Origin of the sequence: Novosphingobium sp. PC22D (assembly GCF_002556635.1) — a bacterium.
Taxonomy (GTDB): Bacteria; Pseudomonadota; Alphaproteobacteria; order Sphingomonadales; family Sphingomonadaceae; genus Novosphingobium.
This window is the reverse complement of record NZ_MWMO01000008.1, coordinates 93,151-106,807: the sequence shown is the minus strand read 5'-3', so window position 1 is coordinate 106,807 and position 13,657 is coordinate 93,151. Positions and strand designations below refer to the sequence as shown.

Sequence of the window (13,657 nt, the reverse complement as noted above, 5' to 3'; positions counted from 1 at the left end):
AAGGGGGTAAGCGAATGCGTCAGGCCGGAGAACCGACCGTCGAGGAGATTCTCGACTCGATCAAGAAGGTCATCGCCCGCGACAACCGCGACAGCGCGGCGCAGGAACGGCACCGCCGCGAGACCGAAGGCGTAAGCGATCCCAAGACCGCCGAAGAGACGGAGACCTTCCCCGAAGAGGACGTGCTCGATCTCGGCGCGATGGCCGAATACAGCGACTTCGAGGATCAATTCGACGAAGACGAGGACCAGGACGGCGAGACCGGTCCGCTGCTCACGTCGGAGGCCCAGGCCAACATGCGCGAATCGCTCGCCGCGCTGGCAATGCTCGCCAAGCCGGGCGCGCCGCCGCAGATCGTCCGTTCGGGCGAGACCTCGCTCGAAGGCCTCGTGCGCGAACTGCTGCGCCCCGCGCTCGCCGAATGGCTCGACAAGAACCTGCCGCCGATGGTCGAGCAGCTCGTCGCCGCGGAGATCGCAAGGATCGTGGGCAAGAAGGACTGAGGCTGGACCTCCGCGCCGGCGCACCCTACGTCCAGGCGCATGGCCAGACCCGATCCCGCGCTGCTCGATCCCGCGCGCTATCCCTATCACACCACGATCGAGCCGCGGTTCGGCGACCTCGACGTCAATCTGCACATCAACAACGCGGCGATGGCGCAGATCATCGAGCACGGCCGGGTCAAGTTCCATCACGCGACCGAGACGACGCTGCGCGACGGCACGCGCACCTCGATGGTCGCCAGCCTGCACATCGAATATCTGGGAGAAGCCGGGCTCGACGAGCTCGACATGCACATCGGCGTCGCGGCGGTGGGGCGCACCAGCCGGACCCTGGCGCAGCTCGTTACCCAGAACGGCAAGCCGATGGCCTTCGCGCGCGCCACGCTGGTCAATATCGTGGGCGGCCGGCCCGCGCCGCTCTCGCCCGAATTGACCACGAGCTGCGATACGTGGAAGCTGGAGCCATGAGCAACTCGCGACGCGAAATCGCCCTGGCGAGCGAGGCGCTGGCCAAGGCGGGCGGCAGCGGCATCAGCCGCCACATCTTCCTTTGCGCCGAACCGCAGAAGGCCAAGTGCTGCAAGCCCGAAGTCGGCGCCGCCTCGTGGAAATACCTGAAGAAGCGGCTGAAGGAACTCGGCCTCGACGGACGCGGCGGCGGCGTCGCGCGGACCAAGGCCGATTGCCTGCGGATCTGCCTTGCCGGGCCGACCGCGGTCGTCTGGCCCGATGGCGTCTGGTACCACTCGTGCACGCCCGAGGTGCTCGAGCGCATCATCCAGGAACACCTGATCGGCGGCCAGCCCGTCGAGGAATTTCGACTGCGACCCGCGCAGGACTGAGCAGGCAGGCTTCGAGAACGGGCCCGGGCCGGAACCGCTGACGAGTCGGACCGCCGCCCGAACCGCGCCACCGCTAGTTCCAGCCGTGATCATCCTCCAGCGGATCGATGATCGATTCGTCGTGGCCGGTTCCGCTCGACAGGAACACCAGCCCCATCAGCGCGGAGGCGAGCAGCATGGTGAAGCCGAGGCCGAGCGCGGTGGCGATGTAGAGATGGATCGAGACGGGCCCGTTGCTGCGATAGAGCAGCCAGATCGAGCCGCCCACCAGCGTCAGCGTGGCAAGCATCATCCAGCGCATGATCCGGCGATAGCGCGCCCAGGCGAAGGCGGCGTTGTTCGGATCGTCGAGAGGGGAGCGTGGAACCATCGTGTTCCGTCATTGGCGATTGTGCGGACCTATCGCAAGCCCCCCGGACGGACGGCCCGTTCGCGCCCCGGGTCTGATTGGCGCGCCCGCCGGCTCGTGTTACATTCGCGAAACACGACAAACATGGGAGCGATGGAATGACTGTAGGTCGTATTATCGAGGGCCGCGACTACCCCGTCCTCACCTGCCAGGTCTCGACGAAAGTGAGCGAGGCGGTGGCGACGCTGTCCGAACGCCGCATCGGCGCGCTGCCCGTGCTCGACGGTGACAAGCTTGCCGGCATCTTCTCCGAACGCGACGTGATCTACCGGCTGCATGAACATGGGCCGGGCGTGCTCGACAAGGCCGTGGCCGAAGTGATGACCGCGCCCGCGGTGACGGTGGAGCCCGGCACCTCGGTGCTCGCCGCGCTGTCGCTGATGACCCGCCGCCGCTTCCGGCACCTGCCGGTGATGGAAAACGGGACGATGATCGCGCTCGTTTCGATCGGGGACCTGGTGAAGCACCGGATCGATGCCATCGAGAGCGAAGCCGAGGCGATGCGCAGCTACATCCAGACCGCCTGACGAGCGGGCGGCACGCGAATTCCAACGTGCAGGGCGCTTGCCGCAAGGCCCCGTGGCGCCTACATTTCGGCTATGGACCAGCAAACCGTAACCCTCAGCCCCGCCGCCGCCAAGCGAGTGGCCGCGATCGCCGAAAAGCAGGGCAAGCCAGCGATCCTGCGGCTTTCGGTCGAGGGCGGCGGCTGCTCGGGCTTTCAGTACAAGTTCGGCCTCGCCGAGACGGTCGACGACGACGACAACGTGACGCAGACCGACGCGGTGCGGCTCGTGGTCGATGCGGTGAGCCTCGATCTCGTCTCGGGCAGCGTGGTCGATTTCGTTGAATCGCTCGGCGGATCGGCATTCCGTGTGGAGAACCCGCAGGCCGCCTCGGGCTGCGGCTGCGGCACCAGTTTCGCCGTCTGAGCGCGGCGACGTGACCGGTATCGCGATCAAGGTCGCCTCATTCAACATCAACGGCGTCAAGGCGCGGCTGCCGCGCTTGCTCGAGTGGCTCGAGGAGACGCGGCCCCAGGTCGCCTGTCTGCAGGAGATCAAGAGCCAGGACGAGGGCTTTCCTGCCGATGCCTTCGAGAAGATCGGCTACAAGGCGATCTGGCACGGACAGAAGAGCTTCAACGGCGTCGCCATTCTCGCTGACGGCGAGACCCCGGTCGAGGTGCGGCGCGGGCTCGAGGGCGAGCCCGAGGATGATCATTCGCGCTATATCGAGGCCGATGTCTTCGGCATTCGCGTCGCGTGCATCTACCTGCCCAACGGCAATCCCCAGCCGGGGCCCAAGTTCGATTACAAGCTGCGCTGGATGCGGCGGCTGCGCGAGCGCATGGAGGCCATCGCGAGGGAGGAAGTCCCCGCGATCGTCACTGGCGACTACAACGTCATCCCGACCGATAGCGACGTCTGGTCACCGCCGGCGATGGCCGCCGATGCCCTGATGCAGCCCGAGTCGCGCGACGCCTATGCCCGCCTGCTCGGCGACGGCTGGACCGACGCCTTGCGCACGCACAACCCGCGCGGCGGCGTGTGGACCTACTGGGACTACCAGGCGGGCGCCTGGCAGCGCGACCACGGCTTTCGTATCGACCATGCGCTGCTCTCGCCCGAACTGGCCGACCGCCTCGTGGATTGCGGCGTCGACAAGGCCCACCGCGGCCGCGAGAAGGCCAGCGATCACGCGCCTGTGTGGGTGAGACTCGCGGCCTAGCCCCGCGTGGGCACGGGCCGGGTGCCGCCAAGCAGCACCCGGCAAGACCTCAGCGATAGAAGATGTGGTTGTCCACGCGGGCGAGGCGGGTGAGGCGCCAGCCGGGAGACACGCGTGCGGCGTGGAAGAACAGCGCGCCCTTGGCCGGGCTGTCCCAGGCGGCCTGGTCCGCGATCTTGGCGACGGCGACGGCGCTGCGCCACGCGGCCGAGTTCTTGCGGATGGCGGGCATCGCGTTGCCGCGCACGAACGAGAACTGCGAGCGCTGGAAGACGACGCCGCAGTAGGTGTCCGGGAAACGGTGCGAGGCGGCACGGTTCACGATCACCCGGCCGACGGCGAGCTGGCCGCCGAGCGATTCGCCGCGCGATTCGAAATAGATCGCACCCGCGAGGCAATTCATCTGCCGGTCGAGTTCCTGGGGGACCGATTGCGCGGCAACCAGTTCGCGCAGCGATTCGGCCGTCATCGGCGCGGTCGTGGGCGCGGAGGTTTCGCTCTCGGCGGTCCCGGCCGATTCGGGAACGGCCTGCACGACCGGCTCGGAAACGAACCGCGTGCTGGGTTCCTGTTCGACCGCGACGGGAGTCCTCTCCTCGGCGGCCGCGCCCGAACCCGTGGCGCTGATCAGTGCGGTGCACAAAGTAGCAGCCAGCGCGCTTGCGCTGGCAAGTCTGAGCTTTATTCGCATTTCCAAATGATCAAGTGCGGTGAGTCCGTCCGTCACAGGCGGGAACGAACTGCCTCCCAGAGGCGTTGATTGTTCGAACGTGCCTGCCGACGGCTCCCCGTCTGCGTGCTAGCCGGTCAGCCGATATGCTGCCCCGGCCGCTTTCGCGTGAGCGAGGGCGCCTCTACAGCCAGTTGCGTGACAGTCAACTGATCATAGCTTAGGGTGCGATGAACCGTTCTCCATCTGCGATATCCAGCTCGACGACCCATAAGTCGGGGTCCTGATTGCCCCGCCGAGCCAGATATTCCGCGAACTCGGCGGGATTTTCCGGGTCCTCGCGCTTCGAGACGGTCCATGTCCGGCTGCCGTCGAGTTGCGGCATGCGTTCGTAGGCGCGGCCGTTGCGGCCGCTGTCGGTGACGACGATCATGATCGTCCCGGCGTCATGCTCGCCCTTGCTGAGGACCGTCGCGAAACCGCCTTCCGCCTGGACGCGGCGGATGAGGCCCGAAACCTCCAGGTGCGCGGGAAGGCGGGCATCCTCCATGTCAGGCGTCGCCGGTCGTGGGCTGGGCATAGCCCGCCAGGCTCGACAGAGCGATCCGCGAGCGCATGAAGGTGCCGGTGCCGCGTCCCACTTCCTCGCCGTCCCGATCGAGCAGGAACGCCTCGGCGACGAGCACGCGCCGTCTGCCGCTGATCCAGCGGCCCTCGGCGGTGACCGGCCCGGCATGTAGCGGCGCGGAGAAGTGCAGGTTGAAAGACGTCGTGAGCAAAAAGCGGTCGGTCACGAGCGTGTTCGCGGCATAGAAGGCCGCGTCGTCGAGCATCTTGAAATAGATCGTCCCGTGCGCGGCGCCGGCGGCATGGAAGCACTGCGGCTCGACCTCGAAGCGGATGCGGGAGAGGCCTTCGCCGGGAATCTCGAGCGAGGAGCGGAACAGCGCGTTTACCGGGGCCGAGGCATAGAGACCTTCGAGCGCCCGCCAATGCGGCGCAGCTCCGCTGCCGTCAGGCGGCGTCGCGATCGATGACATTGCTGAGGAGACTGTAGATCGCTTCCGGTCCCGGAGCCGCCACCAGCGCCTCGTGCATCCGCTCGTCGCGCATGGTCCGCGAGATCGCGGCGAGCGCGTGCAGATGGCTCGCGCCCGCACCCTCGGGCGAGAGCAGCCCGAACACGATGTCGACCGGCTGGCCGTCGGCCGAATCGAAGTCGACCGGTGAGGACAGGCGCATGATCGCCGCGACCGGCCAGTTGAGCTTGCCGATGCGGGCATGGGGAATCGCGAACCGTCGCCCGAAGCCGGTGCTGCCGAGCTGCTCACGTTCGAGCAGCGCGGCACGGACCGTCGGCATGTCGAGATCGTAAACCTCGGCAAACAGCCGCGAGAGGCGGTCAAGGATCGCGTCCTTGCTGTTTTCCGAAGTCGCCAACACGGCTTCGGGAACGAGTGAGAAAAGAGCGTTCATCGGTTTCAAGACAGTATCAACGGCCGGTTGCCAATTTGCATATACCCCCGGATGCCCGGGAATCCCGCGGCATCCGTCCTCTCCTCCGACCTGGAAATGAAGCGCCGTTCGCGCTTCAGGACGGTTCGACCCAGCCGATCGTTCCGTCGCCGCGGCGGTAAACCATATTATGGCGCCCGGTGCCAGCGTTTTTGAAAAGAAGCGCGGCCGTATTGCGCAAGTCAAGCATCATGACCGCGTCCGAAACGGTCGCTTCGGGAACGTCGACGCGTGTCTCGGCGATGACGACCGGCGCATCGGTTTCATCCTCGGCACTCTCTTCGGCCTCGATCCGTTCCTCGAAGATCGTGTAGGCCGCGTCCTCGATCGCCATCGCGTGCGCGGTCTGCTCGTGACGATCCTTGAGCCGGCGCTTGTAGCGGCGAAGCTGCTTGTCGATCTTCTCGGCCGCCTGGTCGAGCGCGTGGTGCGCGTCCTGCGCGACGCCGGTGGCCTTGAGCACGAGATTTTGCATGACGTGCATGATGATGTCGCATCGAAAGCCATTCGCCGGTCCGCGCCCGAACGTCACGTGCGAGGACAGCGCCTGGTTGAAATACTTCTCGACGATGGCGGCGAGGCGTTCGTTCGCGTGAACCTGCAGCGCTTCACCGGTATCGACCTGGTGACCCGAGACGCGAATATCCATAAGCGGTCTTCTCCTGACTTTAAAACTCAGGCGCTCCACAGCGGCGCATCGAGCGTCGCGACGAAGGCGGCGTGGCGCGCCAGCTCCTGCTCGCTCGCCGCATGCGGCCGTGGCGCGCGGAAAGGACGGTTGCGCGGCGCGACCGCCGCGACTTCGACGAGGGCCGGCCCGGCCTCGGCGACGAGTTCGAGGCCGATCTGCCGGCCACCACGCAGCTCGACATAGACTTGCGCGAGCAGCTCGGCATCGAGCAGCGCGCCGTGCTTGGTGCGGTGGCTCCGGTCGATGCCGTAGCGGCTGCACAGCGCGTCGAGCGAAAGCTTGGCGCCGGGATGGCGCACCTTGGCGAGCGCGATCGTATCGACCATCCGCGTGCGGCACACGGGCGGATAGCCGCAAAGCGCGAATTCGGCGTCGAGAAATCCGAAGTCGAAGCCGGCGTTGTGCGCAACCAGCGGACTGTCGCCGATGAACTCGAGCAGTTCGTCGATCCGTTCGGCGAAGCGCGGCTTGTCGGCGAGGAAGGCCTCGGACAATCCGTGCACCGCCTCGGCTTCGGCGGGCATCGAGCGCTCGGGATTGAAATAGGCATGGAACGTCTGCCCGGTCGGGACGCGATTGATCATTTCGATGCAACCGATCTCGACCATGCGATCCCCGTTTCTGGGATCAATGCCGGTCGTTTCGGTGTCGAAGATTATCTCGCGCATTTTGACTCATATCTGCCTGAAAGGCTCGCGGTTCAAGGCCCCGAAGAGGATGAATCGCGCGCCGTCAGCCGTTCCACCAGGGCGTGTACCGCCTCGCGCGTCGCCGGCATCGTGGTTCCCGTATCGATCACGTAGTCGGCGCGGGCGCGCTTCTCCTCATCAGGGACCTGCAGCGCAAGGATCTGCGCGAACTTGTCCACGGTCATGCCCGGCCGGGCGAGCACGCGGTCGCGCTGCACGCCGGCCGGCGCGCTGACCACGGCGACGGCATCGAGACCGCGGTCGCCGGTCTTCTCGTAAAGCAGCGGTATGTCGAAGACCACCAACGGTCGATCCGCGTTTTCCCGCATGAAGTCGGCGCGCATCTCCGCGACCGCCGGATGCACGATTGCCTCGAGCCGTGCGAGCGCCTCGCGATTTCCGAAGACGGCATTGCCGAGCTTCGGGCGATCGACCCCTTGCGGACCCGTGGTGCCGGGAAAGGCGGCTTCGATCGCGGGAAGCAGGGCGCCGTCCGGTCCCTGCAAGGCGTGTACCGCGGCGTCGGCATCGAACACCGGCACCCCGAGTTCACGAAACATCGCGGCGACGGTGGACTTGCCCATGCCGATCGAGCCGGTGAGCCCGAGAATGAAGGGCGATGGCGCGCTCATGTCGTCAGGATCGCGCGCAATTCGGCATCGTGCTCGCGGGGCGGCGGCTGGCCAAAGAACTTCTCGAAGGCCGCGGCGGCCTGACCGATCAGCATCGCGAGCCCGTCGATCGTGCGCAGACCTTGCGCGCGCGCGGCGCTGAGCAGGGGCGTGTCGACCGGATGCGTGACGATGTCGTAGACGACGAGGTCTCCAGCCAGATCGTCCGCCGCGATATCGAGCGGAGCAAAGCCCGCCATGCCGAGCGGGCTGGCATTGACGAGCACGTTGATCCGGTCGGCCCCGCCGGAAATCCGCGCGAGGGGGCCGCCATGAAGCGCCTCCATGCCGAACAGCAGACCCTTGTCCGGAATGTATCGGCCGATTTCGCGATCGGCCTTCGCCGGGTCGCGGCTGAAGGAGGACAGCGTGAATCCGTGCTCGGTAAGCGCATCGGCAATCGCGCGCGCCGCGCCGCCCGAACCGACGAGATAGGCGAAGCGGCGAGTCTTGTCCGCAATCAGCGGCAGCAGCGGTTCGATGAAGCCCACGCCATCGGTGTTATGGCCCTCAAGAGCCGAATCGCGCGCGACCACGGTATTGACCGCACCGATCCGCTCCGCCTCGGGGGAAATCCGGTCGAGCAGCGGCATGACCGCCTGCTTGTGCGGCATGGTCACGTTGCAGCCGCGCCAGGCATGGTCGGCCCTGCGATCGGCGAAGTAGCTATCGAGAGCCTCCGTGAGGACGTGGCAGCGCTCGTAGCCGCCGATGATGCCGAGCCGGTCGAGCCAGAAGCCGTGGATCAGCGGCGATTTCGATTGCGCGATCGGATCGCCGATCACGTCCGCATAGGGCCGGGTCATGCGGCGATCTCCCCGTGTTCGCGCAAGGCGCCGAGCACGGCGAGCAGCGGCATGCCGAGGACGGTGAAATAGTCGCCCTCGATCGCGCGGAACAGCCGCACGCCGCGCCCCTCGATACGGAAGACGCCGACGCATCCGCCGACCTCGGGCCATTCGGCATCGAGATAGGCGTCGATGAAAGTGTCGCTCATCTCGATCACGTGGAGCTTCGCCAGGCTGGTCGCGGCCCAGACGGTCTCGCCGCCGCGCGCGAGCGCCGCCGCGCTGTGGAGGTGCATCGTCCGGCCGGAGAACCAACGCAAGTGCTCGGCCGCCGCCGCGCGGTTCGCGGGCTTGTCGAAACGCCGCCCGCCGCATTCGACGAGACTGTCGCTGCCGAGCACGAGCGGTCCGGGCTCGCCGCGCGAAACCGCGAGCGCCTTGGCCCGCGCCAGCGCCGCCGCGACATCGGCGGGCCCCGCATCGGCCAGCCCGGCTTCGAGCGCGCGCTCGTCGAGATCGGCCGGAACGATGCGGAACGCCACGTCGGCCGCCTCGAGCATCGCGCGGCGCGACGCGCTCTTCGACGCGAGCACGATCATATCGGTTTCGATCCCGTCTGGCCGAGTTCACCGGCGGCCTTGCGTTCGTTGAGCAGGTTGATCACGGCGGCGGCGGTCTCCTCGATCGAGCGGCGCGTGACGTCGATCACAGGCCAGGAATTGTCGGCGAACATGCGCCGGGCATATTTGAGTTCATCGGAAACCTTGTCGTTGTCGACATAGTCGGTGTCGGGCGACTGGCTCAGCGACAGCAGGCGGTTGCGCCGGACCTGGATGAGCCGCTCGGGCGCCGTCGTCAGGCCCACCACCAGCGGGCGGCGCAAGTCGAACAGAGCAGGGGGCGGCGGGCTGACCACGACGATCGGGATATTGGCGACCTTGTAGCCGCGATTGGCGAGATAGATGCTCGTCGGCGTCTTTGAAGTGCGCGACACCCCCGCGAGCACGATATCGGCATTCTCCCAGTCCTCCCAGCCCACGCCGTCGTCATGGCTGATGGTGTACTGGATCGCGTCGACGCGCGCGAAATAGGCTTCGTCGAGCCGGTGCTGGCGGCCTGGCCGCCCCGCCGCTTCCTGTCCGAGCAGATCCTCCAGCGCATCGGTGACACCGTCGAGCACCGCGATCGCGGGCAGGCCGAGCGACTGGCAGCGCTCCTCCAGCTTGCCGCGCGTCTCGTTGTTCACAAGCGTGTAGAAGACGAGCCCCGGATTGCCCGCGATCTCGCCCATGATCCGCTCGAGATGCTGCTGCGAGCGTACCATCGGCCAGAAATGGCGGATCACGTCGCTGTCGTCGAACTGCGCGAGCGCTGCCTTCGCGATCATCTCGAGCGTCTCTCCCGTCGAGTCCGACAGGAGATGCAGGTGGTAGCGGGCCATGACGTGCCTTCGTTGCGGTCGCGCGGCGCGGATCGGCAAGCCGACCGATCATGCCCCGGCAAGTCTGTGGATAGCGCGAGCATAAAACACGGGATGAACCCGGTGACAACTCGCCCCGGGTATTCGGTGCCCACTGCCCCGATTTGCCCGGGCACTTTCTGGACAGGCGCAAGCCGTCATGCACAGCCTGGGGATAGCGCGCATAAGCCTTGATTGACTCAACGGCTTCACGGAGTCGCATCCGGCAAACCGTCTGTTCAACCCGGCACAATTCGGGCATGGCGCCGCTGTTCCCGCTTTCCACAGGGCCAACAGACTCCCACTACCTTATTATAAATATCTATTTTTATTGATTGGATCCGCGATGCCCGGCCTTCTCCTCGACACCCTGCACGGCAAGCAGAGCGATCGGCGACCGGTCTGGCTCATGCGTCAGGCAGGGCGCTACCTTCCCGAATACCGCGCCTTGCGCGCCGAGAAGGGGGGGTTCCTCGCGCTGGTCTACGACAGCGAAGCCGCGGCCGAGATCACCCTGCAGCCGCTGCGCCGCTTCGGCTTCGACGGGGCGATCCTGTTCTCCGACATCCTCATCGTGCCCTATGCCATGGGCCAGGACCTCGCTTTCCTCGCGGGCGAGGGACCGCGCCTGAGCCCGCGCCTGATCGACGCCGCGCTTTCGAGCCTCACCGCGGTGCCCGAGCGGCTCACGCCGATCTACGAGACCGTGCGGCGAGTTCGCGCCGCGCTCACGCCCGAGCAGACCATGCTCGGTTTCGCCGGCAGCCCGTGGACCGTCGCGACCTACATGACGGCGGGCGAGGGAAGCCGCGACCAGCACGAGACGCGCGCCATGGCCTATCGCGACCGTGAGGGCTTCGCCGCGATCATCGAGGCGATCACGGCGGTCACGATCGCATACCTGCGCGGCCAGATCGATGCCGGCGCCGAGGCGGTGCAGCTTTTCGATAGCTGGGCGGGAAGCCTCGCGCCTGCCGAGTTCGAGCGCTGGGTCATCGCGCCCAACGCGGCGATCGTTTCGGCGCTCGCCGAAAGCCATCCGCAAACGCCGGTGATCGGTTTCCCAAAGGGCGCGGGCGAGAAGCTCGTCGCCTATGCGCGCGAGACCGGCGTCGGCGCGCTCGGCATCGACGAGACGATCGATCCGCTTTGGGCCCATGCCAATCTGCCCGAAGCCATGCCGGTGCAGGGCAATCTCGATCCGCTGCTGCTGCTGGCGGGCGGCGAGACGCTCGACACGCAGGCGCAGCGCATCCTCGACGCCTTCGCGGGCCGTCCCCATATCTTCAATCTCGGACACGGAATCGGCAAGGAGACGCCGATTGCCCATGTCGAGCGGCTCTTGTCCACCGTGCGCGGCGCGAGGGGCTGACTTTCGGGATCGGGACGCGCTAGACGAGGCGATATGGAACAGACTCTCATGACGATGTACCCGTGGATCAAGGCGGGCCACATCATCTTCGTGATATTCTGGATGGCGGGGCTGTTCATGCTCCCGCGCTATTTCATCTATCATCAGGAAGCGGCGACGGATTCGCCCGAGAACGGGTTGTGGGTCGAGCGCGAGGCCAAGCTGCGCAAGATCATCCTGACGCCCTCGCTGATCATCGTGTGGATCCTGGGCCTGACGCTCGCCTGGTCGACCGGGGCCTTCGCGCAAGGCTGGTTCCATGCCAAGCTGCTGCTGGTGATCGCGCTGAGCGGCTATCACGGCTGGCTGGTGAGCTATGCGAAGAAGCTCGCGCGCGGCGAGCGCAAGCTGTCAGGCCGGCAATTGCGCATGCTCAACGAGGTGCCGGGCGTCGCCATCGCGGTGATCGTCGTGCTCGCGGTGGTGAAGCCCTTCTAGGAGTTCGCGTCGATGCTGTTTTCGCTGCTTGCCGCCTCCGCTCTCGCCAAGCTCGATCCGCAGGCGGAGGCGGACCTGCGCTGCATGGCGGTGTTCGCCGTCGCCGCCTCGCAGAACGAGGAACCCGATGCGGGATCGATCGGCGCGATCATGTATTATCTCGGGCGGCTCGAGGGGCGCACGGTCGATTTCAATTTCCAGACCTATCTGTTGCAGCTCCTCAATTCGTCGAAATACACGGTCGAGGTCGCGCAGGCCGATGCCGAGCGGTGCGGCAAGGAAATGTCGGACAAGGCCTCGCAGCTCGAGGTCGTCGGCCGGATGATGCAGGGTGGCAGCGAGTCCGGCGGTCACTAGGCAGCGCAAGCCCTGCATGACGTGGGCGGCTCCCCGTCGCCGCTGCGGAGCGTTTCGCAGATGATGCGTTGACCAATTCGCGGGGAGCGCTTATCTCGCGACCGTTTCCGGCACGGGCTGCCGACTTCGTTGGCCCGATGTGCTTTCCCCAAGCCCAGATTTGTCTTGCCGGTCGTACCTGAATTCATTCCCTTTATATTCCATCCGGAATCGAGCGTAATGCACCTCAAAGAACTCAAGAAGAAGACTCCGGCCGAACTGGTCGAAATGGCAGAGGAACTGGGCGTCGAAGGCGCCTCGACGATGCGCCGCCAGGACATCATGTTCGGCATCCTCAAGGAAGTCGCCGACGACGGCGAGGAGATCATGGGCCTGGGCACCATCGAAGTGCTGCCCGATGGTTTCGGATTCCTGCGCAGCCCCGAGGCGAACTATCTCGCCGGGCCCGACGACATCTACGTTTCGCCCAACCAGGTCCGCAAATGGGGCTTGCGCACCGGCGACACGGTTGAAGGCGAGATCCGCGCCCCGCGCGACGGCGAGCGCTATTTCGCCATCACGCGCCTCACCAAGGTCAATTTCGACGATCCCGACGTGGTCCGCCACCGCGTCAACTTCGACAACCTCACGCCGCTCTATCCCGACGAGCGCCTGCGGCTCGACACGCTCGATCCCACCGTGAAGGACAAGTCGGCGCGGGTGATCGACCTCATCAGCCCGCAAGGCAAGGGCCAGCGCGCGCTGATCGTCGCGCCGCCGCGCACCGGCAAGACCGTGCTGTTGCAGAACATCGCCAAGGCGATCACCGACAACCATCCCGAAGTGTTCCTGCTGGTGCTGCTCGTCGACGAGCGGCCCGAGGAAGTCACCGACATGCAGCGCTCGGTCAACGGCGAGGTCATCTCCTCGACCTTCGACGAGCCCGCGCAGCGCCACGTCCAGGTCGCCGAAATGGTGATCGAGAAGGCCAAGCGCCTCGTAGAGCACAAGCGCGACGTGGTGATCCTGCTCGACTCGATCACGCGTCTCGGCCGCGCCTACAACACCGTGGTGCCGAGTTCGGGCAAGGTCCTCACCGGCGGCGTCGACGCGAACGCGCTGCAGCGGCCCAAGCGCTTCTTCGGTGCCGCGCGCAACATCGAGGAGGGCGGCTCGCTTTCGATCATCGCCACCGCGCTGATCGACACCGGCAGCCGCATGGACGAGGTCATCTTCGAAGAGTTCAAGGGCACCGGCAACTCGGAAATCGTGCTCGATCGCAAGGTGTCCGACAAGCGCATCTTCCCCGCGCTCGATGTCGGCAAGTCCGGCACGCGCAAGGAAGAGCTGCTCGTCCCCAAGGATCAGCTTTCCAAGATGTGGGTGCTTCGCCGCATCCTCATGCAGATGGGCACGATCGACGCGATGGAATTCCTGCTCGACAAGATGAAGGACTCGAAGACCAACGAGGACTTCTTCGACGCAATGAACCAGTAGGCGAGGT

The 13,657-nt window shown here is 66.2% G+C and carries 21 protein-coding genes; 10 read left to right on the top strand and 11 right to left on the bottom strand.

The features are described from left to right. The first annotated feature begins 14 nt into the window (after positions 1-14). From B2G71_RS13410 to B2G71_RS13400, 3 genes are read left to right on the top strand one after another with little or no spacing between them, the layout of a single operon-like run. Positions 15-503 carry a DUF2497 domain-containing protein gene (locus tag B2G71_RS13410; protein ID WP_098106634.1) on the top strand — a complete coding sequence of 163 codons (489 nt, stop codon included), beginning with the start codon at positions 15-17 and terminating at the stop codon, positions 501-503. 39 nt (positions 504-542) lie between these two features. Further along, complete coding sequence (locus tag B2G71_RS13405) at positions 543-971, top strand: thioesterase family protein (protein WP_098106633.1); 429 nt, start codon at positions 543-545, stop codon at positions 969-971. After that, positions 968-1,345, top strand: a complete 378-nt coding sequence (locus B2G71_RS13400; RefSeq protein ID WP_098106630.1) for a ferredoxin — start codon at positions 968-970, stop codon at positions 1,343-1,345. Before B2G71_RS13405 ends, B2G71_RS13400 begins: the two co-directional genes overlap by 4 nt. Positions 1,346-1,418: 73 nt before the next feature. Here the strand turns inward: B2G71_RS13400 and B2G71_RS13395 are convergent, their stop codons facing one another. Next, on the bottom strand, positions 1,419-1,715 hold the full coding sequence (locus B2G71_RS13395; protein ID WP_098106628.1) for a hypothetical protein: 297 nt from the start codon (positions 1,713-1,715) through the stop codon (positions 1,419-1,421). A 137-nt stretch (positions 1,716-1,852) separates the two neighbouring features. Here B2G71_RS13395 and B2G71_RS13390 point away from each other — a divergent pair, with 137 nt between their 5' ends. The 3 genes from B2G71_RS13390 to xth all read left to right on the top strand — a co-directional run bounded on the left by B2G71_RS13390 (position 1,853) and on the right by xth (position 3,485). Then, complete coding sequence (locus B2G71_RS13390) at positions 1,853-2,281, top strand: CBS domain-containing protein (RefSeq protein ID WP_098106626.1); 429 nt, start codon at positions 1,853-1,855, stop codon at positions 2,279-2,281. A gap of 72 nt (positions 2,282-2,353) precedes the next feature. Next, the gene (locus tag B2G71_RS13385; protein ID WP_098106625.1) at positions 2,354-2,686 is read left to right on the top strand and encodes an iron-sulfur cluster assembly accessory protein; all 333 of its coding nucleotides are present in this window, start codon (positions 2,354-2,356) and stop codon (positions 2,684-2,686) included. A 25-nt stretch (positions 2,687-2,711) separates the two neighbouring features. Then, a complete protein-coding gene (gene xth, locus B2G71_RS13380; RefSeq protein WP_206049407.1) occupies positions 2,712-3,485 on the top strand; it encodes an exodeoxyribonuclease III in 774 nt (257 codons plus the stop codon). Positions 3,486-3,534: 49 nt separating this feature from the next. Here the strand turns inward: xth and B2G71_RS13375 are convergent, their stop codons facing one another. The 10 genes from B2G71_RS13375 to B2G71_RS13330 all read right to left on the bottom strand — a co-directional run bounded on the left by B2G71_RS13375 (position 3,535) and on the right by B2G71_RS13330 (position 9,950). After that, entirely contained in the window at positions 3,535-4,128 is a 594-nt protein-coding gene (locus B2G71_RS13375) for a cell wall hydrolase (protein ID WP_346426939.1), read from the bottom strand. 247 nt (positions 4,129-4,375) lie between these two features. Further along, positions 4,376-4,705: a DUF1491 family protein gene (locus B2G71_RS13370; RefSeq protein WP_098106622.1), complete on the bottom strand. Its 330-nt coding sequence runs from the start codon at positions 4,703-4,705 to the stop codon at positions 4,376-4,378. Between the two features lies 1 nt (position 4,706). After that, on the bottom strand, positions 4,707-5,195 hold the full coding sequence (locus B2G71_RS13365; RefSeq protein WP_098106619.1) for a PaaI family thioesterase: 489 nt from the start codon (positions 5,193-5,195) through the stop codon (positions 4,707-4,709). Then, the gene (locus tag B2G71_RS13360) at positions 5,170-5,631 is read right to left on the bottom strand and encodes a PTS sugar transporter subunit IIA (RefSeq protein ID WP_098106618.1); all 462 of its coding nucleotides are present in this window, start codon (positions 5,629-5,631) and stop codon (positions 5,170-5,172) included. Before B2G71_RS13360 ends, B2G71_RS13365 begins: the two co-directional genes overlap by 26 nt. A 115-nt stretch (positions 5,632-5,746) precedes the next feature. Further along, positions 5,747-6,319: a ribosome-associated translation inhibitor RaiA gene (gene raiA / locus B2G71_RS13355; RefSeq protein ID WP_098106616.1), complete on the bottom strand. Its 573-nt coding sequence runs from the start codon at positions 6,317-6,319 to the stop codon at positions 5,747-5,749. A 26-nt stretch (positions 6,320-6,345) separates the two neighbouring features. Beyond that, the gene (gene dnaQ / locus B2G71_RS13350) at positions 6,346-7,029 is read right to left on the bottom strand and encodes a DNA polymerase III subunit epsilon (protein WP_098106614.1); all 684 of its coding nucleotides are present in this window, start codon (positions 7,027-7,029) and stop codon (positions 6,346-6,348) included. A 32-nt stretch (positions 7,030-7,061) separates the two neighbouring features. Next, positions 7,062-7,682, bottom strand: coding sequence for a dephospho-CoA kinase (coaE, locus tag B2G71_RS13345; protein ID WP_098106612.1), 621 nt, complete (start codon positions 7,680-7,682; stop codon positions 7,062-7,064). Beyond that, positions 7,679-8,527, bottom strand: a complete 849-nt coding sequence (locus B2G71_RS13340) for a shikimate dehydrogenase (RefSeq protein WP_098106610.1) — start codon at positions 8,525-8,527, stop codon at positions 7,679-7,681. Before B2G71_RS13340 ends, coaE begins: the two co-directional genes overlap by 4 nt. Continuing rightward, positions 8,524-9,108, bottom strand: a complete 585-nt coding sequence (locus B2G71_RS13335; RefSeq protein WP_098106608.1) for a Maf family protein — start codon at positions 9,106-9,108, stop codon at positions 8,524-8,526. Before B2G71_RS13335 ends, B2G71_RS13340 begins: the two co-directional genes overlap by 4 nt. After that, complete coding sequence (locus tag B2G71_RS13330) at positions 9,105-9,950, bottom strand: pyruvate, water dikinase regulatory protein (RefSeq protein WP_098106606.1); 846 nt, start codon at positions 9,948-9,950, stop codon at positions 9,105-9,107. The genes B2G71_RS13335 and B2G71_RS13330 overlap by 4 nt, the downstream gene beginning before the upstream one ends. 364 nt (positions 9,951-10,314) lie before the next feature. On the opposite strand from B2G71_RS13330, the gene hemE reads away from it, so the two are divergent. The 4 genes from hemE (at position 10,315) to rho (ending at position 13,650) form a co-directional block, all read left to right on the top strand. Continuing rightward, on the top strand, positions 10,315-11,340 hold the full coding sequence (gene hemE / locus B2G71_RS13325; RefSeq protein WP_098106604.1) for a uroporphyrinogen decarboxylase: 1,026 nt from the start codon (positions 10,315-10,317) through the stop codon (positions 11,338-11,340). A 33-nt stretch (positions 11,341-11,373) separates the two neighbouring features. Then, entirely contained in the window at positions 11,374-11,817 is a 444-nt protein-coding gene (locus tag B2G71_RS13320; protein ID WP_098106603.1) for a CopD family protein, read from the top strand. 12 nt (positions 11,818-11,829) lie between these two features. Continuing rightward, a complete protein-coding gene (locus tag B2G71_RS13315; protein ID WP_098106602.1) occupies positions 11,830-12,174 on the top strand; it encodes a hypothetical protein in 345 nt (114 codons plus the stop codon). 219 nt (positions 12,175-12,393) lie between these two features. Further along, positions 12,394-13,650, top strand: a complete 1,257-nt coding sequence (gene rho / locus B2G71_RS13310; protein ID WP_098106600.1) for a transcription termination factor Rho — start codon at positions 12,394-12,396, stop codon at positions 13,648-13,650. Positions 13,651-13,657: the final 7 nt, after the last annotated feature.

Excerpts from the sequence above, each read along its gene's own strand:
- B2G71_RS13410 (WP_098106634.1), top strand. The coding sequence starts at position 15 with ATGCGTCAGGCCGGAGAACCGACCGTCGAGGAGATTCTCGACTCGATC.
- B2G71_RS13405 (WP_098106633.1), top strand. The coding sequence starts at position 543 with ATGGCCAGACCCGATCCCGCGCTGCTCGATCCCGCGCGCTATCCCTAT.
- B2G71_RS13400 (WP_098106630.1), top strand. The coding sequence starts at position 968 with ATGAGCAACTCGCGACGCGAAATCGCCCTGGCGAGCGAGGCGCTGGCC.
- B2G71_RS13395 (WP_098106628.1), bottom strand. The coding sequence starts at position 1,715 with ATGGTTCCACGCTCCCCTCTCGACGATCCGAACAACGCCGCCTTCGCC.
- B2G71_RS13390 (WP_098106626.1), top strand. The coding sequence starts at position 1,853 with ATGACTGTAGGTCGTATTATCGAGGGCCGCGACTACCCCGTCCTCACC.
- B2G71_RS13385 (WP_098106625.1), top strand. The coding sequence starts at position 2,354 with ATGGACCAGCAAACCGTAACCCTCAGCCCCGCCGCCGCCAAGCGAGTG.
- B2G71_RS13370 (WP_098106622.1), bottom strand. The coding sequence starts at position 4,705 with ATGGAGGATGCCCGCCTTCCCGCGCACCTGGAGGTTTCGGGCCTCATC.
- B2G71_RS13365 (WP_098106619.1), bottom strand. The coding sequence starts at position 5,195 with ATGTCATCGATCGCGACGCCGCCTGACGGCAGCGGAGCTGCGCCGCAT.
- B2G71_RS13360 (WP_098106618.1), bottom strand. The coding sequence starts at position 5,631 with ATGAACGCTCTTTTCTCACTCGTTCCCGAAGCCGTGTTGGCGACTTCG.
- raiA (WP_098106616.1), bottom strand. The coding sequence starts at position 6,319 with ATGGATATTCGCGTCTCGGGTCACCAGGTCGATACCGGTGAAGCGCTG.
- dnaQ (WP_098106614.1), bottom strand. The coding sequence starts at position 7,029 with ATGCGCGAGATAATCTTCGACACCGAAACGACCGGCATTGATCCCAGA.
- coaE (WP_098106612.1), bottom strand. The coding sequence starts at position 7,682 with ATGAGCGCGCCATCGCCCTTCATTCTCGGGCTCACCGGCTCGATCGGC.
- B2G71_RS13340 (WP_098106610.1), bottom strand. The coding sequence starts at position 8,527 with ATGACCCGGCCCTATGCGGACGTGATCGGCGATCCGATCGCGCAATCG.
- B2G71_RS13335 (WP_098106608.1), bottom strand. The coding sequence starts at position 9,108 with ATGATCGTGCTCGCGTCGAAGAGCGCGTCGCGCCGCGCGATGCTCGAG.
- B2G71_RS13330 (WP_098106606.1), bottom strand. The coding sequence starts at position 9,950 with ATGGCCCGCTACCACCTGCATCTCCTGTCGGACTCGACGGGAGAGACG.
- hemE (WP_098106604.1), top strand. The coding sequence starts at position 10,315 with ATGCCCGGCCTTCTCCTCGACACCCTGCACGGCAAGCAGAGCGATCGG.
- B2G71_RS13320 (WP_098106603.1), top strand. The coding sequence starts at position 11,374 with ATGGAACAGACTCTCATGACGATGTACCCGTGGATCAAGGCGGGCCAC.
- B2G71_RS13315 (WP_098106602.1), top strand. The coding sequence starts at position 11,830 with ATGCTGTTTTCGCTGCTTGCCGCCTCCGCTCTCGCCAAGCTCGATCCG.
- rho (WP_098106600.1), top strand. The coding sequence starts at position 12,394 with ATGCACCTCAAAGAACTCAAGAAGAAGACTCCGGCCGAACTGGTCGAA.